The sequence below is a fragment of the Streptomyces sp. NPDC038135 genome (assembly GCF_055601245.1).
Genome location: NZ_JBVJXS010000008.1, coordinates 396,989 through 421,835, shown reverse-complemented (window position 1 = coordinate 421,835; position 24,847 = coordinate 396,989). Strand labels below are relative to the sequence as shown.

Sequence of the window (24,847 nt, the reverse complement as noted above, 5' to 3'; positions counted from 1 at the left end):
GCCTGCCGGTGTCATACGCAGGCGGTCAGAACCGTTCGATAACAGCTGACTTCTGTTCAGTCCTCGAGTGCGGAGCGCATCGTTACCAACACTCGACGTGTGGTGACAATCGAGCGCGAGGGTGGCGACCGGGCGATGGACGACCAGGGGCGTGGGGACGGGGGCCCGCGCCCGGCGGCAGGCGCCGAGCGGCCGCCCGGCCCACTGCCGTACGAGGGAGTCTGGCGGTTCACCGCGGCCGCCGTGGACGCTTCCGTCCCGCAGGCCCGGCACGCCGTGCGGGACCTGCTGCTGCGGCAGGGCGTACCGGTCGGCGACGACACGGTGTACGGCCTGCTGCTGATCGTCTCCGAGCTGGTCACGAACGCGGTCCGGCACGCGGCGCTGCTGTCGCCGATGCTCGCCGTGGAGGTGGCGGTCGGCGCCGAGTGGGTCCGGGTGTCGGTGGAGGACAACCACCCCTACCGGCCCACCGCCCTGGAGGCCGACCACGGCCAGACCGGCGGCCGGGGGCTGCTGCTGGTGCGTGAGGTGGCCCGGGAGGCGGGCGGGGCGGTCGACGTGGAGCACACCGCGAGCGGCGGCAAAGTGATCTGGGCCGCCCTGCCGCTCAAGCCGGCGGCGCCGGCGTAGCGCCTACCAGCCCGCGGACTGGCCCGTCAGTTCCCTGATCGCCGGACGGGCCGCGTCCAGCACCGTCATGAACCACGCCGAGAACGGGTCCCGGGCGTGCCGCTCGGCCAGCTCGGCCGCCGTCACGAAGACCGTCGAGCCGACCTCCTCGGGATCCGGCGCCAGCGGCGCCTGCACCATGCCCACGAACAGGTGGTTGAACTCCTGCTCGACCAGGCCCGAGGCCGGGTCCGGGTGGTTGTAGCGGACGGTGCCCGCCTCCGCCAGCAGCGACGGCGAGACCCCCAGCTCCTCGTGGGTCCGCCGGGCCGCCGCGGTGAACGGCGCCTCACCGGGGTACGGGTGGCCGCAGCAGGTGTTGGACCACACACCGGGGGAGTGGTACTTGCCGAGCGCCCGCTGCTGGAGCAGCAGCCGGCCCTGCTCGTCGAAGAGGAACACCGAGAACGCGCGGTGCAGCTGCCCGGGCGGCTGGTGGGCGGCGAGCTTCTCCGCCGTGCCGATCGTCACGCCCTTCTCGTCGACCAGTTCCAGCAAAATCGCCTCTGCGGTGCCGTTCGACGAGCTGTACGTCTCGGTGGCAGGTGTGATCGGCATACCCATCCTTCGCCTCGGTCTTGCACCCCAAGTCTGCCGTACGAATCCGGCACTCCCGGCACTTCCCCGCACGTCCGCATGTCCCGCGCGGGGCGGTGCCGGAGTGGGACCCCGGTGGTTCATCGTGCCCGGCGCCCTCCGCCGGGAACCGTCCGCCGGGCCCGAACAGACGTGCCTACGGTGTCCGGGAGCCCGCGGTCAGAGGCACAGCCGCGCCTCGTGCTCCGCGTGCCCGCCCGGCTCGAGCTGGAAGGTGCAGTGCTCCACGTCGAAGTGGTGGCCGAGGCAGCCCTGGAGCTCGTGCAGCATCTTCTCGTGGCCGATGGCGTTCAGCACCTCCGAGCTCACCACCACGTGCGCGGACAGCACCGGCATGCCGGAGGTGATCGTCCAGGCGTGCAGATCGTGCACGTCCTCCACGCCGTCCAGCGCCAGGATGTGCGACCGGACCTCGGCCATGTCGACGTCCTTCGGCGCCGCCTCCAGCAGCACGTCCAGCGTCTCCCGCAGCAGCTTCACCGTGCGCGGCACGATCATCAGCCCGATGACCAGCGAGGCGATCGGGTCGGCCGCCTGCCAGCCCGTGGTCAGGATCACGGCCGCCGAGATCAGCACCGCCACCGAGCCCAGCGCGTCCGCGGCCACCTCCAGGAAGGCGCCGCGCACGTTCAGGCTGTCCTTCTGCCCGCGCACCAGCAGCAGGAGCGAGATCGAGTTCGCGAGCAGGCCGAACAGGCCGAACACGATCATCAGGCCGCCCGCGGTGTCCGCGGGCGTGAGGAAGCGCTGGATCGCCTCGTAGAGCACGTAGCCGCCGACGCCGAGCAGCAGCAGGCAGTTGGCCAGGGCGGCCAGGATCTCGGCGCGGGCCAGGCCGAAGGTGCGGTTGGTGCTCGGCGGGCGGTTGGCGAAGTGGATGGCGAGCAGCGCCATGCCGAGGCCCAGCGCGTCGGTCGCCATGTGGGCCGCGTCCGCGATCAGGGCCAGCGAGTCCGCGAGGAGACCGCCGGCGATCTCCACCACCATGATCGTGAGCGTGATGCCCAGGGCCACCCGCAGCCGGCCGCGGTAGGCGGCCGCGGCGGTGCCCGTGGGCGGCGCATGGCTGTGCGCGTGCCCGTGGTCGTGCCCTGCCCCCATGAGAGGACCACCCTTCCGTGTTGCGCGCGTGGCCACAGTCAACTACGGGCGGGTGGTACCGGGCAACGCGGCACTGAACACCGTTGTCATCTGCTCTGACCTGCGCAAACAACCGGCAGGTCAGGCAGTGGACCGCCGCTGCGCGACCGGCTGCGGCTCAGCCGCCGTGGCGCAGCCGCCAGCCCTCCCAGGCCGACTCGATCATCTCCCGCACCCCGCGCCGGGCCCGCCAGCCGAGCGCCTCGGCGGCCCGCTCGGCCGAGGCGACCGCGCGCGGCGCGTCCCCGGGCCGGCGCCCCTCCACCAGCGCGGGCCGCCGGTCGCCGGTGACCTCCCCGATGACCGTGACCATCTCCCGCACCGAGACGCCCTCGCCGCGGCCGATGTTCAGCGTCAGGTCGCCGGCGTGGTCGCCCCCGGCGAGCCGCCGGGCCGCCGCCAGATGGGCCTCGGCGAGGTCGGCGACGTGAATGTAGTCACGCACGCAGGTGCCGTCCGGCGTCGGATAGTCGTCCCCGAAGATCCGCGGGGCCTCGTCCCTGGTGAGCCGGTCGAAGACCATCGGCACGATGTTGAACACACCGGTGTCCGCGAGTTCCGGCGCGGCCGCCCCCGCCACGTTGAAGTAGCGCAGGCACGCCGTGGAGATCCCGTGCGCCTGTCCGGCCGCCCGCACCAGCCACTCCCCGGCCAGCTTGGTCTCGCCGTAGGGGTTCACCGGGGCGCAGGGGGTGTCCTCGGTGATCAGGTCCACGTCCGGGTTGCCGTACACGGCCGCCGACGAGGAGAACAGCAGCCGGCCGATCCCCGCCTCGGCGACCGCGTCCAGCAGCGTGGCCAGGCCGCCCACGTTCTCCCGGTAGTAGCGGGTGGGCTGCGCCACGGACTCGGCGACCTGCTTGCGGGCCGCGAGATGCACCACACCCGTCACGCCGTGCTCCGCGAAGACCCGCTTGAGCAGGTCCCCGTCCAGCGTCGAGCCCTCGACCAGCGGGACGCCCGCCGGGAGCCGCGCGGGCACGGCCGCCGACAGGTCGTCCAGCGCCACGACGCTCTCGCCGGCGCCGGTCATGGCCCGTGCCACATGCGCCCCGATGTATCCGGCTCCGCCGGTGATCAGCCAGGTCATGGTCGTCCACCCTATGCCGAACCGGGCCGGTGTCCGCGATGGCGGAGGATGCCCGGGTCTGCGCCGCATGGTTTGTGGGGCGGGCCCCGCATCACCGATGATGATCGCGGCAAAGGAGCGGGCAGCCCCCGTGGGCCGGGTCGTGAACGGCCGGTGAACACGGCCTTCCGCCCATCCGATAGCCTCTGCCGACATGCCGCCCGGGTGCCGCAGGCAGGGCGCCCCACCACGCAGAAGCCCGGCGCCTCCCGCGCCGGCACCCAGGGAGTGAGTTTCGGTTGTCGACCGCCATCGTCACCGGTCAGCCGGTCCCCGGATCGTCACTCGAGAACGATCTGCGGTCCCTCGGCTTCGACGTGCGCGTGGCCGCCGACGCCGCCGAGACGGGGACCCTGCTCGCCGCGGTACCGGCCGGGACGCGCGTGGCCCTGGTCGACGCCCGCTTCGTCGGCCACCCGCACGCCCTGCGCCTCGGCCTCACCGACCCGCGCTTCCCGCTCGCGGCCGTGCCCGGGGCCGTCACCGCGCAGCCGGAGGCCCGCCAGGCGCTCAGCCGGGCGCTGACCCGCGAGGCCTCCACGGGCGGCGGCACCGCGGTCGCGCTGGACTCCCTCGCCGACCGCGTCGTCACCGCGCTCGACGCCGACGACGCCGGTGTGCACCACCCCGAGCTGGGCAGCCTGGTCGCCGCCGTCCCGGCCGACCCGCAGGCCCGCAACGAGGCACGGCAGGCCGTCGCCGCCGTGGACGACGAGGCCGTACGCCTCAAGTCGGCCGTGAAGTCCCGCGACGGCTTCTTCACCACCTTCTTCATCAGCCCGTACTCGCGCTACATCGCCCGCTGGTGCGCCCGCCGGGGCCTGACCCCCAACCAGGTCACCACCGCCTCGCTGCTCACCGCGCTGATAGCCGCGGGCTGCGCGGCGACCGGCACCCGGGCCGGCTTCGTGGCGGCCGGCGTCCTGCTGATCGCCTCGTTCGTGCTGGACTGCACCGACGGCCAGCTCGCCCGCTACGCCCTGAAGTACTCCACGCTCGGCGCCTGGCTCGACGCCACCTTCGACCGCGCCAAGGAGTACGCCTACTACGCCGGCCTCGCCCTCGGCGCGGCCCGCGGCGGCGACGACGTCTGGGCCCTGGCGCTCGGCGCGATGATCCTCCAGACCTGCCGGCACGTCGTGGACTTCTCCTTCAACGAGGCCAACCACGACGCCACCGCCAACACCAGCCCCACAGCCGCCCTCTCCGACAAGCTGGACAGCGTCGGCTGGACGGTCTGGGTGCGCCGGATGATCGTCCTGCCGATCGGCGAGCGCTGGGCGATGATCGCCGTCCTCACCGCGTTCACCACCCCGCGCATCACCTTCTACGTCCTGCTCGCCGGCTGCGCCTTCGCCGCGACGTACACCACGGCCGGCCGCGTGCTGCGCTCGGTGACCCGCAGGGCCCGGCGCACCGACCGGGCGGCCCAGGCGCTGGCCGACCTCGCCGACAACGGCCCGCTCGCCGGGTTCGTGGCACGTGCCACCCGGGTCCGCCTCGGCGCCCCGCTGCTGGTCGCCCTGGCCGGCACCGCGGTGCTCGCCGTCTCCCTCTTCTCCGGCGTGACCTGGGCGCCCGTCGCCGGCGCCGCCGTCTACGCCGTCACCGCCGGCCAGGCCCTGCACCGCCCGCTCAAGGGCGCCCTCGACTGGCTGGTGCCGCCGCTGTTCCGCTTCGCCGAGTACGGCACCGTGCTGGTGCTGGCGGCCCACGCGGACGTGAACGGAGCCCTTCCCGCGGCTTTCGGGCTGGTGGCCGCCGTCGCCTACCATCACTACGACACGGTGTACCGCATCCGCGGCAACGCCGGAGCGCCCCCGGCCTGGCTGGTGCGCGCCATCGGGGGGCAGGAGGGCCGGACGCTGCTCGTCACCGTCCTCGCCGCGTTGCTCACCGCCTCGCAGTTCAAGGCCGCGCTCACGGTCCTCGCCGTGGCCGTCGCCGTGCTGGTGCTCGTCGAGAGCATCCGCTTCTGGGTGTCCGCTGGGGCGCCCGCCGTACACGACGAAGGAGAACCCGCATGATCGGCCTCGTGCTGGCGGCCGGCGCCGGACGGCGTCTGCGCCCCTACACCGACAGCCTTCCCAAGGCTCTGGTGCCGGTGGGCCCCGCGGGCATAGAGGGCGAGCCGACGGTCCTGGACCTCACCCTCGGCAACTTCGCCGAGATCGGCCTGACCGAGGTCGCGATCATCGTCGGCTACCGCAAGGAGGCCGTGTACGAGCGCAAGGCGGCCCTCGAGGCGAAGTACGGCCTCAAGCTCACCCTCATCGACAACGACAAGGCCGAGGAGTGGAACAACGCCTACTCCCTGTGGTGCGGCCGGGACGCCCTGAAGGACGGCGTGATCCTCGCCAACGGCGACACCGTGCACCCGGTCTCGGTGGAGCGGACGCTGCTCGCGGCCCGCGGCGAGGGCAAGCGGATCATCCTCGCGCTGGACACCGTGAAGTCCCTCGCGGACGAGGAGATGAAGGTCGTCGTGGACCCCGGCAAGGGCGTCCGGAAGATCACCAAGCTGATGGACCCCGCCGAGGCCACCGGTGAGTACATCGGCGTCACCCTGATCGAGGGCGACGCGGCCCCCGAGCTGGCCGACGCGCTGAAGACGGTCTTCGAGACCGACCCCCAGCAGTTCTACGAGCACGGCTACCAGGAGCTGGTGAACCGCGGCTTCCGGATCGACGTCGCGCCGATCGGCGACGTGGCCTGGGTGGAGATCGACAACCACGACGACCTCGCCCGCGGACGGGAGATCGCGTGCCAGTACTGACCCGGCTGATCCCCTCGCCGGTCGTCGTCGACATCCGCCCGGGTGCCCTCGACGACCTGGCCGGGGTGCTCGCCGACGAGCGCATCTCGCAGTCCGGCCGGCTCGCCGTCGCCGTCAGCAACGGCTCGGGCGCCCGGCTGCGCGAGCGCCTCGCCCCGACGCTGCCCGGCGCCACCTGGTACGAGGTCGGCGGCGGCACCATCGACGACGCGGTCCGGCTGGCGAGCGACATAAAGGCCGGCCGCTACGACGCCGTCGTCGGGCTCGGCGGCGGGAAGATCATCGACTGCGCCAAGTTCGCCGCCGCGCGCGTCGGGCTGCCGCTGGTCGCCGTCGCCACCAACCTCGCGCACGACGGGCTGTGCTCGCCGGTCGCGACCCTCGACAACGACGCGGGCCGCGGCTCGTACGGCGTGCCGAACCCGATCGCGGTCGTGATCGACCTCAACGTGATCCGTGAGGCGCCCGTCCGCTTCGTGCGCTCCGGCATCGGCGACGCCATCTCCAACATCTCCGCGGTCGCGGACTGGGAGCTGGCCAACCGGGTCAACGGCGAGAAGATCGACGGTCTCGCCGCCGCCATGGCCCGGCAGGCCGGCGAGTCGGTGCTCCGGCACCCCGGCGGCGTCGGCGACGACGGCTTCCTGCAGGTGCTGGCCGAGGCCCTCGTCCTCACCGGCATCGCCATGTCCGTCTCCGGCGACTCCCGCCCCTCCTCCGGGGCCTGCCACGAGATCAACCACGCCCTCGACCTGCTCTACCCGAAGCGGGCGGCCGCCCACGGCGAGCAGTGCGGCATCGGCGCCGCCTTCGCGATGCACCTGCGCGGAGCGCACGAGGAGGCCGCGTACATGGCCCGCGTCCTGCGCCGGCACGGGCTTCCGGTGCTGCCGGAGGAGATCGGCTTCTCGGTGGACGAGTTCGTCCGCGCCGTGGAGTTCGCTCCGGAGACCAGGCCCGGCCGCTACACGATCCTCGAACACCTCGACCTCAAGACGAACCAGATCAAGGACACCTACGCCGACTATGTCAAGGCCATCGGTAGCTGAACTCCGTCCGGTCGTCCACCCCGTCGGGGTGAAGGACCGGCGCAGCGGTGAGCACTGGGGAGGACGCCTCTACATGCGAGAGGTGTCCCTGCGCGTCGACCGCTACCTGGTGAACACCCGGGTCACGCCCAACCAGCTCACGTACCTGATGACCCTCTGCGGGGTGCTCGCGGCCCCGGCGCTGCTGGTGCCGGGGATCACGGGCGCCGTGCTCGGCGTCGTCGCCACCCAGCTCTACCTGCTGCTGGACTGCGTCGACGGCGAGGTCGCCCGCTGGAAGCAGCAGTACTCGCTGAGCGGGGTCTACCTGGACCGGGTCGGCGCCTACCTCACCGACGCGGCCGTCCTGGTGGGCCTCGGCCTGCGCGCCGCCGACCTGTGGGGCGGCGGCCGGATCGACTGGCTGTGGGCCTTCCTCGGCACGCTCGCCGCGCTGGGCGCCATCCTGATCAAGGCCGAGACGGACCTGGTCGGCGTCGCCCGGCACCAGGCCGGCAAGCCGCCGGTCCAGGAGTCGGCGGCCGAGCCGCGCTCCTCCGGCATGGCGCTGGCCCGCCGGGCCGCCGCCGCGCTCAAGTTCCACCGGCTGATCCTCGGCATCGAGGCCGCGCTGCTGATCCTGGTCCTGGCGATCGCCGACCAGATCCACGGCGACCTGTTCTTCACCCGGCTCGGCACCGCCGTCCTCGCGGGCATCGCCATGCTCCAGACCGTGCTGCACCTGGTGTCCATCCTGGCGTCCAGCAGGCTGAGGTGAGTGCCATGAAGGTCGGCGCGGTCATCATCACGATGGGCAACCGGCCCGAGGAGCTGCGGGCCCTGCTCGACTCCGTCGCCAAGCAGGACGGCGACCCCGTCGAGGTGGTCGTCGTCGGCAACGGCTCGCCCGTCCCGGACGTCCCCGAGGGCGTCCGGACCGTGGAGCTGCCCGAGAACCTGGGCATCCCCGGCGGCCGCAACGTCGGCATAGCGGCCTTCGGGCCGGCCGGCCGCGATGTCGACGTACTGCTGTTCCTGGACGACGACGGCCTGCTGGCCCGCCACGACACGGCCGAGCTGTGCCGCGAGGCCTTCGCGGCCGACCCGGAGCTCGGCATCATCAGCTTCCGCATCGCCGACCCCGACACCGGCGAGACCCAGCGCCGGCACGTGCCCCGGCTGCGCGCCTCCGACCCGATGCGCTCCTCCCGGGTCACCACCTTCCTCGGCGGCGCCAACGCCGTGCGCACCCGGGTCTTCGCCGACGCCGGCGTCCTCCCGGACGAGTTCTTCTACGCCCACGAGGAGACCGACCTGGCCTGGCGGGCCCTCGACGCCGGCTGGATGATCGACTACCGGTCCGACATGGTGCTCTACCACCCGACGACCGCGCCCTCGCGGCACGCGGTGTACCACCGCATGGTCGCCCGCAACCGGGTCTGGCTGGCCCGCCGCAACCTCCCCGCCCTCCTGGTGCCGGTGTACCTCGGGGTCTGGCTGCTGCTCACGCTGGCGCGCCGGCCCTCGGGACCGGCCCTGAAGGCCTGGTTCGGCGGCTTCAAGGAGGGGTGGAGCAGCCCCTGCGGACCCCGTCGCCCGATGCGCTGGCGTACGGTGTGGCGGCTGACCCGACTGGGCCGGCCCCCGGTGATCTGACAAGCTCGACCGTACGGACCCGCCCCGGCGGGCGGGTCCGCCGCCCTTGAAGACGCAACCGTGCAAGACGTACTCGAAGACGAAAGCTTCCACCCGTGAGTGAGACAACGCATGACGCCGGAGTCGCGGTGACCGCGGCCCCGTCGCCCGACGAGGGGCTGACGGCGGCCGAGCTCGCCGGCAAGTACGGACTCGCCGTGAGCGGCGCCCGGCCCTCGCTCGCCGAGTACGTGCGCCAGCTGTGGGGGCGCCGCCACTTCATCCTCGCCTTCTCCCAGGCGAAGCTGACCGCGCAGTACAGCCAGGCCAAGCTGGGCCAGCTCTGGCAGGTGGCGACCCCGCTGCTGAACGCGGCGGTCTACTACTTCATCTTCGGCGTCATCCTGCACGCGAGCCGCGGCATGTCCCAGGACGTCTACATCCCGTTCCTGGTCACGGGCGTGTTCGTGTTCACCTTCACGCAGAGCTCGGTCATGACCGGCGTCCGCGCGATCTCCGGCAACCTCGGCCTGGTGCGCGCCCTGCACTTCCCGCGCGCCTCGCTGCCGGTGTCCTTCTCGCTCCAGCAGCTCCAGCAGCTGCTGTTCTCGATGATCGTGATGTTCATCGTGGCGATCGGCTTCGGCAGCTACCCGAGCCTGTCCTGGCTGCTGATCGTCCCGGTGCTGGTGCTGCAGTTCCTCTTCAACACCGGTCTCGCGCTGATCGTCGCCCGCCTCGGCGCCAAGACCCCGGACCTCGCCCAGCTGATGCCGTTCGTCCTGCGCACCTGGATGTACGCCTCCGGTGTCATGTTCTCCATCAGCAAGATGATGGAGGGCCGCTCCGAGTGGGTGGTCCGGCTGCTGCAGGTCAACCCGGCCGCGGTCTACATGGACCTGATGCGCTTCGCGCTGATCGACGGGTACGGCTCCTCGAACCTGCCGCCCCACGTGTGGGCCATCGCCCTGTTCTGGGCCGTGGTCGTCTTCGCCGGCGGCTTCGTGTACTTCTGGAAGGCGGAGGAGAGGTACGGCCGTGGCTGAGACCAACCCCGAGGACACCACCCCGGACCCGCGCCCGACCGTCATCGCGGACGAGCTGCACATCGTCTACCGGGTCAACGGCGCCAGGACCGGCAAGGGCAGCGCCACCGCCGCCCTCAGCCGCATACTCAGGCGCGGTTCCGACGACGGGGCCCGCGGCGTGCGCAAGGTGCACGCGGTGCGCGGCGTCTCCTTCGTCGCCCGCCGCGGCGAGGCGATCGGCCTCATCGGATCCAACGGATCCGGCAAGTCCACGCTGCTGCGCGCCATCGCCGGACTGCTCCCCGCCGAGAGCGGCAAGGTCTACACCGACGGCCAGCCCTCCCTGCTCGGCGTCAACGCCGCCCTGATGAACGACCTCACCGGCGAGCGCAACGTCATCCTCGGCGGGCTCGCGATGGGCATGTCCCGCGAGCAGGTCAGGGAGCGCTACCAGGACATCGTCGACTTCTCCGGGATCAACGAGAAGGGCGACTTCATCACCCTGCCGATGCGCACGTACTCCTCCGGAATGGCGGCCCGGCTGCGCTTCTCCATCGCCGCCGCCAAGGACCACGACGTCCTCATGATCGACGAGGCGCTGGCCACCGGCGACCGCAAGTTCCAGAAGCGCTCGGAGGCGCGGATCAGGGAGCTGCGCAAGGAGGCCGGCACGGTCTTCCTGGTCAGCCACAACAACAAGTCCATCCGCGACACCTGCAACCGCGTCCTGTGGCTGGAGCGCGGCGAGCTGCGCATGGACGGGCCCACCGAAGAGGTCTTGAAGGAGTACGAGAAGTTCGCCGGTAAGTGACCCCTTTCGGCCAGGGCCCCGCGGAACTCTTCCGACGGGGCCCCGCGTCTGCAAAGGAAGCGTCAACTCCCGCGTGACACCGGAATCTTGACAGCGATCGGTGTGTTGTTGTGATGCGCGGGACACCCCGCCGGTCCAAGCTGCGTTGTACAACGTAAGCTGTACCGGTCCCGGAAAGCGGCAAGTGGGGCCATAATGCGCGACACCCTCCGCCGGGCCGCCCAGCGGAGGGCCAGGCGGCGTGTCCGAAATAGTGTGTATCGGATCGGCAGTGTAGAACGGGAGATGTGACGGCAATGGCTACGGAAACTCCCCAGCTCAGCGCAGCATGTGCCGTCCACGCCCCGGGCAGCCCGTGGTGACGGGAACCCGCACGGCGCCGGACCTGGAGCGCGTCACCCTGGACAAGGCCGCGAGCGAGAACTTCCCCGTGGCCCCCTTCTTCCTGCCCCGTGCCTGGCGCGACGACCTCATGGCGGTCTACGGCTTCGCCCGCCTGGTGGACGACATCGGCGACGGCGACCTCGCCCCCGGCGGCGCCGACGCCCGCGCCCTCGGCGTGCCGCCCGGCGAGGCCGGGGACCGGCTGGTCCTCCTGGACGCCTTCGAGGCCGACCTGCGCCGGGTCTTCGACGGCACCCCGAGCCACCCGCTGCTGCGCCGCCTGCAGCCCACGGCACGCCGCCGCTCCCTGACCCCCGAGCCGTTCCTCGGCCTGATCGCCGCCAACCGCCAGGACCAGCTCGTGCGGCGCTACGAGACCTACGACGACCTCCTCGCCTACTGCGAACTGTCCGCGAACCCCGTCGGCCGCCTCGTCCTCGCCGTCACCGGCACCGCGACCCCCGAGCGGATCCGGCTGTCCGACATGATCTGCACCGCGCTGCAGATCGTCGAGCACCTCCAGGACGTGGCGGAGGACCTCGGCCGGGACCGTGTCTACCTGCCGGCCCAGGACATGAAGCGTTTCCACGTCCGGGAAACCGACCTCGCCGCGAAAACCGCGAGCGCTTCGGTGCGCGCCCTGGTTGCATACGAAGCACAACGCGCCCGCGATCTGCTGAATGAAGGCGCCCCCCTGGTGGGTAGCGTCCACGGCAGGTTGAAGCTGCTGCTCGCGGGGTTCGTGGCGGGGGGAAGGGCGGCGGTCCGGGCGATCGCCGCCGCCGAATACGACGTACTTCCCGGCCCGCCCAAGCCCGGCAAGGTCCAGTTGCTGCGTGAGGCGGGCGCGACTCTGCGAGGAGAGGGGTGATCCGGACCGTGGAGTCTGTGCCGCACGTGTCCGCACCGGTACTCGCCGCCTACGGCTACTGCGAGGCCGTCACCGGGCAGCAGGCCCGCAACTTCGCCTACGGCATCCGGCTGCTGCCGACGCCCAAGCGGCGCGCCATGTCCGCGCTCTACGCGTTCTCCCGGCGCGTCGACGACATCGGCGACGGCGATCTGCCGGGCGAGGTGAAGGTCGCGCGGCTCGAGGACACCCGGGCACTGCTCACCCGGATCCGCGCCGGCGAGGTCGCCGAGGACCACACCGACCCGGTGGCGGTGGCCCTCGCCCATGCCGCGCGCGCGTTCCCGATCCCGCTCGGCGGCCTCGACGAGCTGATCGACGGCGTCCAGATGGATGTACGCGGCGAGACCTACGAGACCTGGGACGACCTGAAGGTCTACTGCCGCTGCGTGGCCGGCGCCATCGGCCGCCTCTCGCTCGGCGTCTTCGGCACCGAGCCGGGCGCGCGCGGCGCCGAGCGCGCCCCCGAGTACGCCGACACGCTCGGGCTCGCGCTCCAGCTCACCAACATCCTCCGGGACGTCCGCGAGGACGCCCAGGGCGGGCGCACCTACCTGCCCGCCGACGACCTCGCCAAGTTCGGCTGCTCGGCCGGATTCGACGGGCCCACTCCACCGCAGGGCTCCGACTTCGCCGGCCTCGTGCACTTCGAAGTGCGGCGGGCCCGCGCCCTGTTCGCCGAGGGCTACCGGCTGCTCCCCATGCTCGACCGGCGCAGCGGCGCCTGCGTGGCCGCCATGGCGGGCATCTACCGACGGCTGCTGGACCGCATCGAGCGCGACCCCGAGGCCGTGCTGCGCGGCCGTGTCTCGCTGCCCGGACGCGAGAAGGCCTACGTCGCCGTGCGCGGGCTGTCCGGCCTCGACACCCGGCACGTCTCCCGGCGGACCGTCAGGAGGCGCGTCTGATGGGCACCCGGGAACCGTCCGGCTCCGACGATCCGGCGCGACGGGCAACCCCGCGCCGCGGCGTGGCGTCCCTGACTGCGACGGCCGACCGTGCACCGTTCATCCAGCACGGTCGACGCGCACGGAAGGACGCCAGATGAGCGACGGCTCCCGCACCGCACAGGCGCACGCCGGCGCCCGGGCCCCCGAGGCCCCGGCGCGGCGCACCGCCGTCGTCGTCGGCGGCGGTCTCGCCGGCGTCACCGCGGCGCTCGCGCTCGCCGACGCGGGCGTCGACGTCACCCTCGTCGAAGGCAGACCCAGGCTGGGCGGGCTGGCCTTCTCCTTCCAGCGCGGCGAGTTGACCGTCGACAACGGCCAGCACGTGTACCTGCGCTGCTGCACCGCCTACCGCTGGTTCCTCGACCGGATCGAGGGCACGGCGCTGGCGCCGCTGCAGAACCGCCTGGACGTGCCGGTCGTCGACGTCGCCAAGCCCGAGGGCAGACGCCTCGGCCGGCTGCGGCGCGACCCGCTGCCCGTCCCCCTCCACCTGGGACGCAGCCTGGCCGTCTACCCGCACCTCTCGCTCGCCGAGCGCGCCGCCGTCGGACGCGCCGCGCTCGCGCTCAAGGGGCTCGACCTGGCCGATCCGGCCCTGGACGCCCAGGACTTCGGCAGCTGGCTGGCCGCGCACGGCCAGTCGGCGCGCGCCGTCGAGGCCCTGTGGGACCTGGTCGGGGTCGCCACCCTCAACGCGGTCGCGGGCGACGCCTCACTGGCACTCGCCGCGATGGTGTTCAAGACCGGTCTGCTGTCCGAACCGGGCGCGGCCGACATCGGCTGGGCCGGCGTCCCACTGGGCGAACTGCACGACCGGCTGGCCCGCAAGGCGCTCGACTCCGCGGGCGTCCGTACCGAAGTCCGTACACGCGTCACCTCCGTCCTCCACAGCGAGAACGGGGGCTGGAGCGTTCAGGTTCCCGGCGAGACGCTCCGCGCCGACGCCGTCGTCCTCGCCGTGCCCCAGCGCGAGACGCACGACCTGCTGCCCCCCGGCGCCCTCGACGCCCCCGGACGGCTGCTGGAGATCGGCACCGCGCCCATCCTCAACGTGCACGTCGTCTACGACCGCCCGGTGCTCGCCCGGCCCTTCCTCGCCGCCCTGGGCACCCCCGTGCAGTGGGTGTTCGACCGCACCGAGGCCTCCGGGCTGCGCGAGGGCCAGTACCTCGCCGTGTCCCAGTCGGCCGCGCGGGACGACATCGACGAACCGGTCGCCGTGCTCCGCGAGCGCTACCTGCCCGAGCTGGAGCGGCTGATCCCCGGCACGCGCGACGCCGTCGTGAAGGACTTCTTCGTGACCCGGGAGCGCACGGCGACGTTCGCCCCCACCCCCGGCACCGGCCGGCTGCGGCCCGGCGCCCGCACCAAGGCCCCCGGCCTCTACCTGGCCGGAGCGTGGACCGCCACCGGGTGGCCCGCGACCATGGAGGGCGCGGTCCGAAGCGGCGTGAGCGCGGCCGACGCCGCGCTGAGCGCCCTGGGCCGGCCCCGCCCCGCCCGCCTCTTCGCGTTCGAGGAGGCGGCCTGATGACCGAGCACCACGTGGCGGGCCCCCGCACCCGCGGTACCGCAACAACAGGAGAGACTGTGCCCACTGTGCCCCCCGCCTCGACGGCCGACCCGAGGACCGCGGTGGACGTGACCGCGCTGCTGGAGCGCGGCCGCACCCTGGCCACCCCGGTCCTGCGCGCCGCCGTCGACCGCCTGGCGCCGCCCATGGACACCGTCGCCGCCTACCACTTCGGCTGGATCGACGCCGCGGGCAACCCGGCCGACGGGGACGGCGGCAAGGCCGTCCGCCCCGCACTCGCCGTGCTGTCCGCCGAGGTCACCGGCGCCGCCCCCGAGGCGGGCGTCCCCGGCGCGGTCGCCGTCGAACTCGTCCACAACTTCTCGCTGCTGCACGACGACCTCATGGACGGCGACGAGCAGCGCCGGCACCGCGACACCGTCTGGAAGGTGCACGGCCCCGCCCAGGCCATCCTGGTCGGCGACGCCCTGTTCGCGCTCGGCAACGAGGTCCTGCTGGAGCTCGGCACCGTCGAGGCGGGCCGCGCCACCCGCCGGCTGACCACCGCCACCCGCGCCCTGATCGACGGTCAGGCCCAGGACATCTCCTACGAGCACCGCGACCGCGTCAGCGTCGAGGAGTGCCTGGAGATGGAGGGCAACAAGACCGGCGCCCTGCTCGCCTGCGCCTCCTCGATCGGCGCGGTCCTCGGCGGCGCGGACGACGCCACCGCCGACGCGCTGGAGCGCTACGGCTACCACCTCGGCCTCGCCTTCCAGGCCGTCGACGACCTCCTCGGCATCTGGGGCGACCCGGAGGCCACCGGCAAGCAGACCTGGAGCGACCTGCGCCAGCGCAAGAAGTCCCTGCCGGTGGTGGCCGCGCTCGCCGCGGGCGGCGACGCCTCCGAGCGGCTCGGCGAGATCCTCGCCGCCGACGCCAAGAGCAGCGACTTCGCGAACTTCTCCGAGGAGGAGTTCGCGGCGCGGGCCGCCCTCATCGAGGAGGCCGGCGGCCGCGAGTGGACGGCCGGGGAGGCGCGCCGGCAGCACACGATCGCCGTCGAGGCCCTCGACGCCGTCCACATGCCCGACCGGGTGCGGGCCGCCTTCACCGCGCTCGCCGACTTCGTCGTCGTACGGAAGAGATGATCACTATCGGTCGAATAACCCTCGCGTAGTCGCCGGCCGGTGTCGCGGATGACGGCACCGGCCGACGGCGGACCCACAGCAGCACGACTCGCACGACTGCACGAAGGGGAAGCCATGACAGCGACGACCGACGGAAGCACCGGAGCGACCATGCCGCCCCGCGCTGCCGCGGCCAGCGAAACAGACATCAGCACCCCCGAGGCGGCCGGGGTACCAGAAGCCGCCGAACGCGCCGCGCGCCGCGCCACCGACTTCCTGCTCGCCCGCCAGGACGCCCAGGGATGGTGGAAGGGCGACCTCGAGACGAACGTCACGATGGACGCCGAGGACCTGCTGCTCCGTCAGTTCCTGGGCATCCTGGACGAGGAGACGGTCCAGGCCGCCGCCCTGTTCATCCGCGGCGAGCAGCGCCCGGACGGCACCTGGGCCACCTTCTACGGCGGCCCCGGCGAACTGTCCACCACCATCGAGGCGTACGTCGCGCTGCGCCTGGCCGGCGACGCGCCCGACGCCCCGCACATGGCGAAGGCGTCGGCCTGGGTCCGCGAGCACGGCGGCATCGCCGCCTCCCGGGTCTTCACCCGGATCTGGCTCGCCCTGTTCGGCTGGTGGAAGTGGGAGGACCTGCCCGAACTCCCGCCGGAGCTCATCTACTTCCCCCAGTGGATGCCGCTCAACATCTACGACTTCGGGTGCTGGGCCCGGCAGACCATCGTGCCGCTGACCATCGTCTCGGCGAAGCGCCCCGTCCGCCCGGCCCCCTTTCCGCTGGACGAGCTGCACACCGACCCGGCCGACCCCAACCCGGTGAAGCCCCTGGCGCCGGTGGCGAGTTGGGACGGCGCCTTCCAGCGTCTGGACAAGGCGCTGCACCGGCTGCGCAAGGTGGTCCCGCGCCGGCTGCGCAGGGCCGCGATGAACTCCGCCGCCCGCTGGATCATCGAGCGGCAGGAGAACGACGGCTGCTGGGGCGGCATCCAGCCCCCGGCCGTGTACTCGGTCATCGCCCTGCGCCTGCTCGGCTACGACCTCCAGCACCCGGTGATGCGCGAGGGCCTCGCCTCGCTGGACCGCTTCGCCGTGTGGCGCGAGGACGGCGCGCGGATGATCGAGGCCTGCCAGTCCCCGGTGTGGGACACCTGCCTAGCCACCATCGCGCTCGTCGACGCGGGCCTGCCGATCGACCATCCGCAACTGGTCAGGGCGGCCGACTGGATGCTCGGCGAGGAGATCGTCCGGCCCGGCGACTGGGCCGTGAAGCGGCCCCAACTCCCGCCCGGTGGCTGGGCGTTCGAGTTCCACAACGACAACTACCCGGACATCGACGACACCGCGGAGGTCGCCCTCGCGCTGCGCCGGGTCCGGCACCACGACCCCGAGCGCGTGGACCACGCCATCGGGCGCGCGGTGCGCTGGAACCTGGGGATGCAGTCGAAGAACGGCGCGTGGGGCGCCTTCGACGTCGACAACACCAGTCCGTTCCCGAACCGGCTGCCCTTCTGCGACTTCGGCGAGGTCATCGACCCGCCGTCCGCCGACGTCACCGCGCACGTCGTCGAGATGCTCGCCGCCGAGGGACTGGCCCACGATCCCCGCACCCGGCGCGGCATCGACTGGCTGCTCGCCGAACAGGAGCCGGACGGCTCGTGGTTCGGACGCTGGGGCGTCAACTACCTCTACGGCACCGGTTCCGTGGTGCCCGCGCTCACCGCGGCCGGCCTGCCCGGCTCCCACCCGGCGATCCGGCGGGCGGTGGCCTGGCTGGAGAAGGTGCAGAACGACGACGGCGGCTGGGGCGAGGACCTGCGCTCCTACAAGCACGTCAAGGAGTGGAGCGGCCGCGGCGCCTCCACCGCCTCGCAGACCGGCTGGGCGCTGATGGCGCTGCTCGCGGCCGGCGAGCGGGACTCGGAGGCCGTGCGGCGCGGCGTCCAGTGGCTGGCGGCGACCCAGCGCGAGGACGGCTCCTGGGACGAGCCGTACTTCACCGGCACCGGCTTCCCCTGGGACTTCTCCATCAACTACCACCTGTACCGCCAGGTGTTCCCGCTCACCGCGCTCGGCCGCTACCTGCACGGCGACCCGTTCGAGCGGCCGCCGCTCGCCCGGGCCAGGAGGTCCGCCTCCGACGGCAGGAAGCCGCTGCCCGAGGCCACGGTGAGCTGAGGTGAGCACCCGGCCCGCCCCGCCCCCGCTGCTGATCGCCTGCGCGCTCGGCATCGAGCACCTCGCCCTGCGCACCGGCGAACGCGGCGTGGCGGGCGGGCCGGTCACCTTCGTCCGGACGGGTATGGGGCCCCGGGCGGCGGAACGGTCCGTCACCCGGCACCTGTCCGAGCCGGCGCTCACCGCCGCGGCCGTCCTGGCCACCGGCTTCTGCGCCGGACTCGCCCCCGGCATGCACCCCGGCGACCTGGTCGTCGCCGAGGAGACCCGGGACCCGCGCGGGACCGTCCCGTGCGTGGACACCGAACCGCTCGTCAAGGAGCTCGCGCGCGTCCTGCCCGGGCGCACCGTCCACACCGGAGCGCTCATCGGCTCCGACCACGTCGTGCGCGGCCCGGAGCGGTCCGCGCTGCGCGCGACCGGCGCGATCGCGGTCGACATGGAGTCGGCCGCCACGCTGCTGAGCGCCGTGCGCGCGGGCGAGCGCCCGGTTGCGGCCGTACGGGTGGTCGTGGACGCTCCTGAACATGAACTCGTCCGTATCGGCACGGTACGCGGTGGAATATCAGCCTTCCGTGTCCTGCGTTCGGTCCTGCCCGCTTTTTATGAATGGCACCGTTCTTTGTCGCTCCCCCGGAGGTGAGCCAGATGGCCATGCCGTTGCGTCAGTCCATCAAGGTCGCTACATACCTGGCCGAACAGAAACTCCGCAGGCGGGACAAGTTTCCGCTGATCGTCGAGCTGGAACCGCTCTTCGCCTGCAACCTCAAGTGCGAGGGCTGCGGCAAGATCCAGCATCCGGCCGGTGTGCTCAAGCAGCGCATGCCGGTCGCCCAGGCCGTGGGCGCGGTGCTGGAGTCGGGCGCGCCGATGGTGTCCATCGCCGGCGGGGAACCGCTGATGCACCCGCAGATCGACGAGATCGTGCGCCAGCTCGTGGCGAGGCGGAAGTACGTCTTCCTCTGCACCAACGCGCTGCTGATGCGCAAGAAGATGGACAAGTTCACGCCGTCGCCCTACTTCGCCTTCACGGTGCACATCGACGGGCTGCGCGAGCGGCACGACGAGTCGGTCGCGAAGGAGGGCGTGTTCGACGAGGCGGTGGAGGCCATCAAGGAGGCCAAGCGGCGCGGCTTCCGGGTGACCACCAACTCCACCTTCTTCAACACCGACACCCCGCAGACGATCATCGAGGTGCTCAACTTCCTCAATGACGACCTGGAGGTGGACGAGATGATGATCTCGCCCGCCTACGCCTACGAGAAGGCGCCCGACCAGGAGCACTTCCTGGGCGTGGAGCAGACCCGCGAGCTGTTCAGGAAGTCCTTCGCGGGCGGCAACCGGCGCAAGTGGCGGCTCAACCACTCCCCGCTCTTCCTGGACTTCCTGGAGGGCAAGGTCGACTTCCCGTGCACCGCCTGGGCGATCCCGAACTACTCGCTCTTCGGCTGGCAGCGCCCCTGCTACCTGATGAGCGACGGCTACGTCCCAACGTACCGGGAACTCATCGAGGAGACCGACTGGGACAAGTACGGCCGCGGCAAGGACCCGCGCTGCGCCAACTGCATGGCGCACTGCGGGTACGAGCCCACCGCCGTCCTCGCCACCATGGGCTCCCTGAAGGAGTCGCTGCGGGCCATGCGCGAGACCGTCTCCGGAAACCGGGAGTGACCCCGTGACCGCCGTCCCCCTGGGCGTCCCCGAGGTGCCGGCCCGGCCGGTGGCGCCGCGCCGTGTGTCGCGGCGGATCCACGTCGGGCCGGTGGCGGTCGGGGGCGGGGCCCCGGTCTCGGTGCAGTCGATGACCACGACCCGCACCTCGGACATCGGCGCCACCCTGCAGCAGATCGCGGAACTCACCGCGTCCGGCTGCCAGATCGTCCGGGTCGCCTGCCCCACGCAGGACGACGCGGACGCTCTGCCCGTCATCGCGAGGAAGTCGCGGATCCCGGTGATCGCGGACATCCACTTCCAGCCGAAGTACGTCTTCGCGGCCATCGAGGCGGGGTGCGCGGCGGTGCGGGTGAACCCGGGGAACATCAAGCAGTTCGACGACAAGGTCAAGGAGATCGCGCGGGCCGCGAAGGACCACGGCACCCCGATCCGGATCGGCGTCAACGCGGGCTCCCTGGACCGCCGGCTGCTGCAGAAGTACGGCAGGGCCACCCCCGAGGCGCTGGTCGAGTCGGCCCTGTGGGAGGCGTCCCTCTTCGAGGAGCACGGCTTCCGCGACATCAAGATCTCGGTCAAGCACAACGACCCGGTCGTGATGATCGAGGCCTACAGGCAGCTCGCCGCCCAGTGCGACTACCCGCTGCACCTCGGCGTCACCGAGGCGGGCCCGGCGTTCCAGGGCACGATCAAGTCGGCCGTCGCGTTCGGCGCCCTGCTCTCCCAGGGCATCGGCGACACCATCCGCGTCTCGCTGTCCGCGCCTCCGGTGGAGGAGGTCAAGGTAGGCATCCGGATCCTGGAGTCCCTGGGACTGCGGCAGCGAGGGCTGGAGATCGTCTCCTGCCCGTCCTGCGGGCGAGCGCAGGTCGACGTCTACAAACTGGCGGAGGAGGTCACCGCGGGCCTGGACGGCATGGAAGTGCCGCTCCGGGTCGCGGTGATGGGGTGCGTGGTCAACGGTCCGGGCGAAGCCCGTGAAGCAGACCTCGGAGTTGCCTCGGGCAACGGAAAGGGCCAGATCTTCGTCAGGGGCGAGGTCGTCAAGACCGTCCCGGAGTCGAAGATCGTGGAGACCCTGATCGAAGAGGCCATGAAGCTCGCCGAGGGGGCGGGCGCCGCGGACGACGTGAGTTGAGGCAAGGCACGGCACGGACCGAGAGGGGGCCCAGCGTGACGATCCTGGAGACCATCCGGCAACCACGCGACCTGAAGGCGCTGTCCGAGGCGGAACTCGGCGAACTGTCCGACGAGATACGCGAGTTCCTGGTGCACGCGGTGTCGAGAACCGGCGGTCACCTCGGACCCAACCTGGGCGTGGTGGAACTGTCCATCGCGCTCCACCGGGTCTTCGAGTCGCCGGTCGACCGCATCTTGTGGGACACCGGACACCAGAGCTATGTGCACAAACTCCTGACGGGACGTCAGGACTTCTCCAAACTGCGCGGCAAGGGCGGCCTGTCCGGCTACCCCTCCCGGGAGGAGTCCGAGCACGACGTCATCGAGAACAGCCACGCCTCCACCGCGCTCGGCTGGGCGGACGGCCTCGCCAAGGCCAACCAGGTACTGGGGGAGGAGAGGCACGTCGTCGCGGTCATCGGCGACGGCGCGCTGACCGGCGGGATGGCCTGGGAGGCGCTGAACAACATCGCGGCCGCCAGGGACCGGCCGCTGATCATCGTCGTCAACGACAACGAGCGCTCCTACGCCCCGACCATCGGCGGCCTCGCCAACCACCTGGCCACCCTGCGCACCACCGACGGGTACGAGAAGGCCCTCGCCTGGGGCAAGGAGGTGCTGCTGCGCACCCCGGTGGTGGGCGGCACGATCTACGAGTCCCTGCACGGCGCGAAGAAGGGCTTCAAGGACGCCTTCGCCCCGCAGGGGATGTTCGAGGACCTGGGGCTGAAGTACGTCGGCCCGATCGACGGGCACGACATCGGGGCCGTCGAGTCCGCGCTGCGCCGCGCGAAACGCTTCCACGGGCCCGTCGTGGTCCACTGCCTCACGGAGAAGGGCCGCGGCTACGAACCCGCCCTCGCCCACGAGGAGGACCGCTTCCACACCGTCGGCGTGATGGACCCGCTCACCTGCGAGCCCCTCGCGCCGGCCGGCGGCCCCTCCTGGACCTCGGTGTTCGGCGACGAGATCGTCCGGATCGGCGAGGAGCGCGCGGACGTCGTCGCGATCACCGCGGCCATGCTGCACCCGGTGGGCCTCGGCCGCTTCGCCGAGCGGTTCCCCGACCGGGTGTGGGACGTCGGCATCGCCGAGCAGCACGCGGCGGTCTCGGCCGCCGGGCTCGCGACCGGCGGACTCCACCCGGTCGTCGCCGTCTACGCCACCTTCCTCAACCGCGCCTTCGACCAGTTGCTGATGGACGTCGCCCTGCACCGCTGCGGGGTCACCTTCGTGCTGGACCGGGCCGGCGTCACCGGGGTGGACGGGGCGTCCCACAACGGCATGTGGGACATGTCCGTCCTCCAGGTCGTGCCCGGGCTGCGGATCGCGGCCCCGCGCGACGCCGGGCAACTGCGCGCCCAGCTGCGGGAGGCCGTCGCCGTGGACGACGCGCCCACCCTGGTGCGCTTCCCCAAGGAGTCGGCCGGCCCTGACATCCCGGCGGTCGGCCGGGTGGGCGGGATGGACGTCCTGCACCGCGGCGAACACCCCGAGGTGCTGCTGGTGGCCGTCGGCGTGATGGCGCCGGTGTGCCTCCAGGCCGCCGAGCTGCTCGCGGCCCGGGGCATCGGCTGCACGGTGGTGGACCCCCGCTGGGTCAAGCCCGTCGACCCCGCCCTGCCGGACCTGGCCGCCGGACACCGCCTGGTCGCCGTCGTGGAGGACAACAGCCGTGCTGGCGGCGTCGGTTCGGCCGTGGCCCTCGCCCTCGGCGACGCGGACGTGGACGTGCCGGTACGCCGGTTCGGCATCCCGGACCAGTTCCTCGCGCACGCCAAGCGCGGCGAGGTACTGGCCGACATCGGCCTCACCCCCGTCGAGATCGCCGGGCGGATCAGCGCGAGCCTGGCCGTCAGGGCCGTGAAGGCCGTCGACGGCACAGCCAAGGAGAGTGAATGAGCACGGAGTTCGACCTCGGCGCCCTCCTCGCCGAGCGCGGAGCCGAACGCTACGAGCTGCACGCCAAGCACCTCAACCCGCAGCTCCCGCGCATGCTGCACACCATCGGCTTCGACCGGGTCTACGAACGGGCCGAAGGCGCCCACTTCTTCGACGCGAACGGCACCGACTACCTGGACATGCTCGCCGGCTTCGGGGTGATGGGCCTCGGCCGCCACCACCCGGTCGTCCGCAAGGCGCTGCACGAGGTCCTGGACCTCGGCCTCGCCGACCTCACCCGCTTCGACTGCCAGCCGCTGCCGGGTCTGCTCGCGGAGCGGCTGCTCGCCCACAGCCCGCACCTGGACCGGGTGTTCTTCGGCAACAGCGGCACGGAGGCGGTGGAGACCGCCCTGAAGTTCGCCCGGTACGCCACCGGCAGGCCGAGGGTGCTGTACTGCGACCACGCCTTCCACGGCCTGACGACCGGCTCCCTGTCGGTCAACGGCGAGGACGGCTTCCGCGACGGGTTCGCCCCGCTGCTCCCCGACACCGCCGTACCCCTCGGCGACCTCGACGCCCTCGCCAGGGAGCTGAAGAAGGGCGACGTGGCCGCCCTGATCGTCGAGCCCGTCCAGGGCAAGGGGGTGCACGAGGCGCCGCCCGGCTATCTGCGCGCCGCCCAGGACCTGCTGCACCGGCACAAGGCGCTGCTGATCGCCGACGAGGTGCAGACCGGCCTCGGCCGCACCGGCGACTTCTACGCCTACCAGCACGAGGAGGGCGTGGAGCCGGACCTGGTGTGCGTGGCCAAGGCGCTGTCCGGCGGCTACGTGCCGGTCGGCGCCACCCTGGGCAAGGAGTGGATCTTCAAGAAGGTCTACTCGTCCATGGACCGCGTGCTGGTCCACTCGGCCAGCTTCGGCTCCAACGCCCAGGCCATGGCCGCCGGGCTCGCCGTGCTGTCGGTCATGGAGAACGAGCAGATCGTGGCCGGGGTGCGGACCACCGGCGAGCTGCTGAAGTCGCGGCTCACCGCGCTGATCGACCGGTACGAGCTGCTCGCGGACGTGCGCGGCCGGGGCCTGATGATCGGCATCGAGTTCGGGCGGCCCTCCTCGCTGAAGCTGCGCGGCCGCTGGACCATGCTGCAGGCCGCCCGCAAGGGCCTGTTCGCGCAGATGGTCGTCGTCCCGCTGCTGCAGCGCCACCACATCCTCACGCAGGTGTCCGGCGACCACCTGGAGGTGATCAAGCTCATCCCGCCGCTGATCATCGACGAGGCCGACGTGGACCGGTTCGTCGCCGCCTTCACCGCCGTCATGGACGATGCGCACAACGGCGGCGGACTGATGTGGGACTTCGGGAAGACGCTGATCAAGCAGGCGGTGGGCAACCGGTAGAGCCGGCCGGAGGACGGGTTTGTCTCTGAGGCAAGAAATTTGCCGCAGAGGCAAACCTGGGGCTCAATGGAGGCATGAACGCCTCAGAAGCCTCGCCACCGGCGGGCGAGGGCGACGACCTGCTGCCCGCCGTGGCGCCGCAGCTCCGGGACCTGCGCCGGCGCGCCGGCCTCACCCTGGAGGCGGCGGCCCGCACCGCCGGGCTCTCGCCCGCCCACCTCTCCCGGCTGGAGACCGGCGGGCGCCAGCCGTCGCTGCCGATGCTGCTCGCGCTCGCCCGTACCTACGGTACGACCGTCTCCGAACTGCTGGGCGAGCGGGTCGCCGACCGGGACGCCATCGTGCGCGCCGCCGACATGGAGCCCACCCGGGCGGGCGGCTGGACCTACTTCCAGGCCGGCGCGTCCGGCCGGGGCATGCAGGCGCTGCGCGTCCGGGTGCCGTACGGCGCGCAGGGCGACATCGTGCGCGTCCATCCCGGCGAGGAATGGCTGCACGTGCTCAAGGGGCGGCTGCGGCTGCGCCTCGGGGACACCGCGCATCTGCTCGGCCCCGGCGACAGCGCGCACTTCGACTCCCTCACCCCGCACCGCCTGGCCGCCGAGGACCAGGACGGCGTGGAACTGCTGTTCGTCCACACCCTGCTGCAGAGCCCCACGGCCGCACTGTGCCTGGGCCCGCTGACCGGAGAGCTGCCATGAGCGACTACGAGACCAAGTTCCCCCGCTCCCTGTGGATCCGGCTGATCATCTACATCGCCGTGGGCCACCTGTTCGCCGCGTTCCTCTACCTGCTGTTCGCGGTGGGCGCCAAGAGCTGACGG

Annotated in this window: 24 protein-coding genes; 21 read left to right on the top strand and 3 right to left on the bottom strand. The window is 72.2% G+C overall.

Features of this window, described 5'->3' with window-relative positions; translation table 11 throughout:
* The first annotated feature begins 135 nt into the window (after nt 1-135).
* A complete protein-coding gene (locus ACZ7JA_RS24755; RefSeq protein WP_351668414.1) occupies nt 136-633 on the top strand; it encodes an ATP-binding protein in 498 nt (165 codons plus the stop codon).
* Between the two features lie 3 nt (nt 634-636).
* On the opposite strand, the gene idi is transcribed toward ACZ7JA_RS24755, so the two are convergent.
* The 3 genes from idi to galE form a co-directional block, all read right to left on the bottom strand.
* Nucleotides 637-1,230 (bottom strand): isopentenyl-diphosphate Delta-isomerase, encoded by a 594-nt coding sequence (idi, locus tag ACZ7JA_RS24750; RefSeq protein ID WP_351668267.1) that lies wholly within the window; start codon nt 1,228-1,230, stop codon nt 637-639.
* A gap of 198 nt (nt 1,231-1,428) precedes the next feature.
* On the bottom strand, nt 1,429-2,370 hold the full coding sequence (locus tag ACZ7JA_RS24745; RefSeq protein ID WP_470810474.1) for a cation diffusion facilitator family transporter: 942 nt from the start codon (nt 2,368-2,370) through the stop codon (nt 1,429-1,431).
* Between the two features lie 157 nt (nt 2,371-2,527).
* The gene (galE, locus tag ACZ7JA_RS24740) at nt 2,528-3,499 is read right to left on the bottom strand and encodes a UDP-glucose 4-epimerase GalE (protein WP_351668270.1); all 972 of its coding nucleotides are present in this window, start codon (nt 3,497-3,499) and stop codon (nt 2,528-2,530) included.
* A 278-nt stretch (nt 3,500-3,777) separates the two neighbouring features.
* On the opposite strand from galE, the gene ACZ7JA_RS24735 reads away from it, so the two are divergent.
* The 20 genes from ACZ7JA_RS24735 to ACZ7JA_RS24640 all read left to right on the top strand — a co-directional run bounded on the left by ACZ7JA_RS24735 (nt 3,778) and on the right by ACZ7JA_RS24640 (nt 24,844).
* Nucleotides 3,778-5,565 (top strand): DUF5941 domain-containing protein, encoded by a 1,788-nt coding sequence (locus ACZ7JA_RS24735; RefSeq protein WP_351668272.1) that lies wholly within the window; start codon nt 3,778-3,780, stop codon nt 5,563-5,565.
* Entirely contained in the window at nt 5,562-6,314 is a 753-nt protein-coding gene (locus ACZ7JA_RS24730; RefSeq protein ID WP_351668274.1) for a phosphocholine cytidylyltransferase family protein, read from the top strand. The genes ACZ7JA_RS24735 and ACZ7JA_RS24730 overlap by 4 nt, the downstream gene beginning before the upstream one ends.
* Nucleotides 6,302-7,363, top strand: coding sequence for an iron-containing alcohol dehydrogenase family protein (locus ACZ7JA_RS24725; RefSeq protein WP_351668276.1), 1,062 nt, complete (start codon nt 6,302-6,304; stop codon nt 7,361-7,363). Before ACZ7JA_RS24730 ends, ACZ7JA_RS24725 begins: the two co-directional genes overlap by 13 nt.
* Nucleotides 7,341-8,120 carry a CDP-alcohol phosphatidyltransferase family protein gene (locus tag ACZ7JA_RS24720; protein ID WP_351668278.1) on the top strand — a complete coding sequence of 260 codons (780 nt, stop codon included), beginning with the start codon at nt 7,341-7,343 and terminating at the stop codon, nt 8,118-8,120. The genes ACZ7JA_RS24725 and ACZ7JA_RS24720 overlap by 23 nt, the downstream gene beginning before the upstream one ends.
* Before the next feature lie 5 nt (nt 8,121-8,125).
* Nucleotides 8,126-8,998, top strand: coding sequence for a glycosyltransferase family 2 protein (locus ACZ7JA_RS24715; protein ID WP_351668280.1), 873 nt, complete (start codon nt 8,126-8,128; stop codon nt 8,996-8,998).
* A gap of 95 nt (nt 8,999-9,093) precedes the next feature.
* Nucleotides 9,094-10,023, top strand: a complete 930-nt coding sequence (locus ACZ7JA_RS24710; protein ID WP_351668282.1) for an ABC transporter permease — start codon at nt 9,094-9,096, stop codon at nt 10,021-10,023.
* The gene (locus tag ACZ7JA_RS24705) at nt 10,016-10,816 is read left to right on the top strand and encodes an ABC transporter ATP-binding protein (protein ID WP_351668284.1); all 801 of its coding nucleotides are present in this window, start codon (nt 10,016-10,018) and stop codon (nt 10,814-10,816) included. The genes ACZ7JA_RS24710 and ACZ7JA_RS24705 overlap by 8 nt, the downstream gene beginning before the upstream one ends.
* A 358-nt stretch (nt 10,817-11,174) precedes the next feature.
* Nucleotides 11,175-12,071, top strand: a complete 897-nt coding sequence (gene hpnC / locus ACZ7JA_RS24700) for a squalene synthase HpnC (protein WP_450750223.1) — start codon at nt 11,175-11,177, stop codon at nt 12,069-12,071.
* Nucleotides 12,068-13,018 (top strand): presqualene diphosphate synthase HpnD, encoded by a 951-nt coding sequence (gene hpnD, locus ACZ7JA_RS24695; protein ID WP_351668288.1) that lies wholly within the window; start codon nt 12,068-12,070, stop codon nt 13,016-13,018. The genes hpnC and hpnD overlap by 4 nt, the downstream gene beginning before the upstream one ends.
* On the top strand, nt 13,018-13,158 hold the full coding sequence (locus tag ACZ7JA_RS24690) for a DUF6380 family protein (protein WP_351668291.1): 141 nt from the start codon (nt 13,018-13,020) through the stop codon (nt 13,156-13,158). Before hpnD ends, ACZ7JA_RS24690 begins: the two co-directional genes overlap by 1 nt.
* Nucleotides 13,155-14,591 carry a hydroxysqualene dehydroxylase HpnE gene (gene hpnE, locus ACZ7JA_RS24685; protein ID WP_470810469.1) on the top strand — a complete coding sequence of 479 codons (1,437 nt, stop codon included), beginning with the start codon at nt 13,155-13,157 and terminating at the stop codon, nt 14,589-14,591. Before ACZ7JA_RS24690 ends, hpnE begins: the two co-directional genes overlap by 4 nt.
* On the top strand, nt 14,591-15,724 hold the full coding sequence (locus tag ACZ7JA_RS24680) for a polyprenyl synthetase family protein (RefSeq protein WP_470810467.1): 1,134 nt from the start codon (nt 14,591-14,593) through the stop codon (nt 15,722-15,724). Before hpnE ends, ACZ7JA_RS24680 begins: the two co-directional genes overlap by 1 nt.
* A gap of 114 nt (nt 15,725-15,838) precedes the next feature.
* Nucleotides 15,839-17,890 (top strand): squalene--hopene cyclase, encoded by a 2,052-nt coding sequence (shc, locus tag ACZ7JA_RS24675; protein WP_470810465.1) that lies wholly within the window; start codon nt 15,839-15,841, stop codon nt 17,888-17,890.
* 1 nt (nt 17,891) lies between these two features.
* On the top strand, nt 17,892-18,533 hold the full coding sequence (locus ACZ7JA_RS24670; RefSeq protein ID WP_351668299.1) for a phosphorylase family protein: 642 nt from the start codon (nt 17,892-17,894) through the stop codon (nt 18,531-18,533).
* A 5-nt stretch (nt 18,534-18,538) separates the two neighbouring features.
* Nucleotides 18,539-19,561 carry an adenosyl-hopene transferase HpnH gene (gene hpnH, locus ACZ7JA_RS24665; RefSeq protein ID WP_351668301.1) on the top strand — a complete coding sequence of 341 codons (1,023 nt, stop codon included), beginning with the start codon at nt 18,539-18,541 and terminating at the stop codon, nt 19,559-19,561.
* 4 nt (nt 19,562-19,565) lie between these two features.
* Nucleotides 19,566-20,699, top strand: coding sequence for a flavodoxin-dependent (E)-4-hydroxy-3-methylbut-2-enyl-diphosphate synthase (ispG, locus tag ACZ7JA_RS24660; protein WP_351668303.1), 1,134 nt, complete (start codon nt 19,566-19,568; stop codon nt 20,697-20,699).
* Between the two features lie 35 nt (nt 20,700-20,734).
* A complete protein-coding gene (gene dxs / locus ACZ7JA_RS24655; RefSeq protein WP_470810462.1) occupies nt 20,735-22,642 on the top strand; it encodes a 1-deoxy-D-xylulose-5-phosphate synthase in 1,908 nt (635 codons plus the stop codon).
* Nucleotides 22,639-24,024: an aspartate aminotransferase family protein gene (locus ACZ7JA_RS24650; RefSeq protein ID WP_470810460.1), complete on the top strand. Its 1,386-nt coding sequence runs from the start codon at nt 22,639-22,641 to the stop codon at nt 24,022-24,024. Before dxs ends, ACZ7JA_RS24650 begins: the two co-directional genes overlap by 4 nt.
* A gap of 74 nt (nt 24,025-24,098) precedes the next feature.
* A complete protein-coding gene (locus ACZ7JA_RS24645) occupies nt 24,099-24,725 on the top strand; it encodes a helix-turn-helix domain-containing protein (protein WP_351668309.1) in 627 nt (208 codons plus the stop codon).
* Nucleotides 24,722-24,844: a DUF6126 family protein gene (locus ACZ7JA_RS24640; RefSeq protein ID WP_351668311.1), complete on the top strand. Its 123-nt coding sequence runs from the start codon at nt 24,722-24,724 to the stop codon at nt 24,842-24,844. Before ACZ7JA_RS24645 ends, ACZ7JA_RS24640 begins: the two co-directional genes overlap by 4 nt.
* Nucleotides 24,845-24,847 lie beyond the last annotated feature (3 nt).

Excerpts from the sequence above, each read along its gene's own strand:
- ACZ7JA_RS24640 (WP_351668311.1), top strand. The coding sequence starts at position 24,722 with ATGAGCGACTACGAGACCAAGTTCCCCCGCTCCCTGTGGATCCGGCTG.
- hpnE (WP_470810469.1), top strand. The coding sequence starts at position 13,155 with ATGAGCGACGGCTCCCGCACCGCACAGGCGCACGCCGGCGCCCGGGCC.
- ACZ7JA_RS24645 (WP_351668309.1), top strand. The coding sequence starts at position 24,099 with ATGAACGCCTCAGAAGCCTCGCCACCGGCGGGCGAGGGCGACGACCTG.
- ACZ7JA_RS24650 (WP_470810460.1), top strand. The coding sequence starts at position 22,639 with ATGAGCACGGAGTTCGACCTCGGCGCCCTCCTCGCCGAGCGCGGAGCC.
- ACZ7JA_RS24755 (WP_351668414.1), top strand. The coding sequence starts at position 136 with ATGGACGACCAGGGGCGTGGGGACGGGGGCCCGCGCCCGGCGGCAGGC.
- shc (WP_470810465.1), top strand. The coding sequence starts at position 15,839 with ATGACAGCGACGACCGACGGAAGCACCGGAGCGACCATGCCGCCCCGC.
- ACZ7JA_RS24730 (WP_351668274.1), top strand. The coding sequence starts at position 5,562 with ATGATCGGCCTCGTGCTGGCGGCCGGCGCCGGACGGCGTCTGCGCCCC.
- ACZ7JA_RS24720 (WP_351668278.1), top strand. The coding sequence starts at position 7,341 with ATGTCAAGGCCATCGGTAGCTGAACTCCGTCCGGTCGTCCACCCCGTC.
- ACZ7JA_RS24690 (WP_351668291.1), top strand. The coding sequence starts at position 13,018 with ATGGGCACCCGGGAACCGTCCGGCTCCGACGATCCGGCGCGACGGGCA.
- idi (WP_351668267.1), bottom strand. The coding sequence starts at position 1,230 with ATGCCGATCACACCTGCCACCGAGACGTACAGCTCGTCGAACGGCACC.
- ACZ7JA_RS24680 (WP_470810467.1), top strand. The coding sequence starts at position 14,591 with ATGACCGAGCACCACGTGGCGGGCCCCCGCACCCGCGGTACCGCAACA.
- ACZ7JA_RS24745 (WP_470810474.1), bottom strand. The coding sequence starts at position 2,370 with ATGGGGGCAGGGCACGACCACGGGCACGCGCACAGCCATGCGCCGCCC.
- galE (WP_351668270.1), bottom strand. The coding sequence starts at position 3,499 with ATGACCTGGCTGATCACCGGCGGAGCCGGATACATCGGGGCGCATGTG.
- hpnH (WP_351668301.1), top strand. The coding sequence starts at position 18,539 with ATGGCCATGCCGTTGCGTCAGTCCATCAAGGTCGCTACATACCTGGCC.
- ACZ7JA_RS24715 (WP_351668280.1), top strand. The coding sequence starts at position 8,126 with ATGAAGGTCGGCGCGGTCATCATCACGATGGGCAACCGGCCCGAGGAG.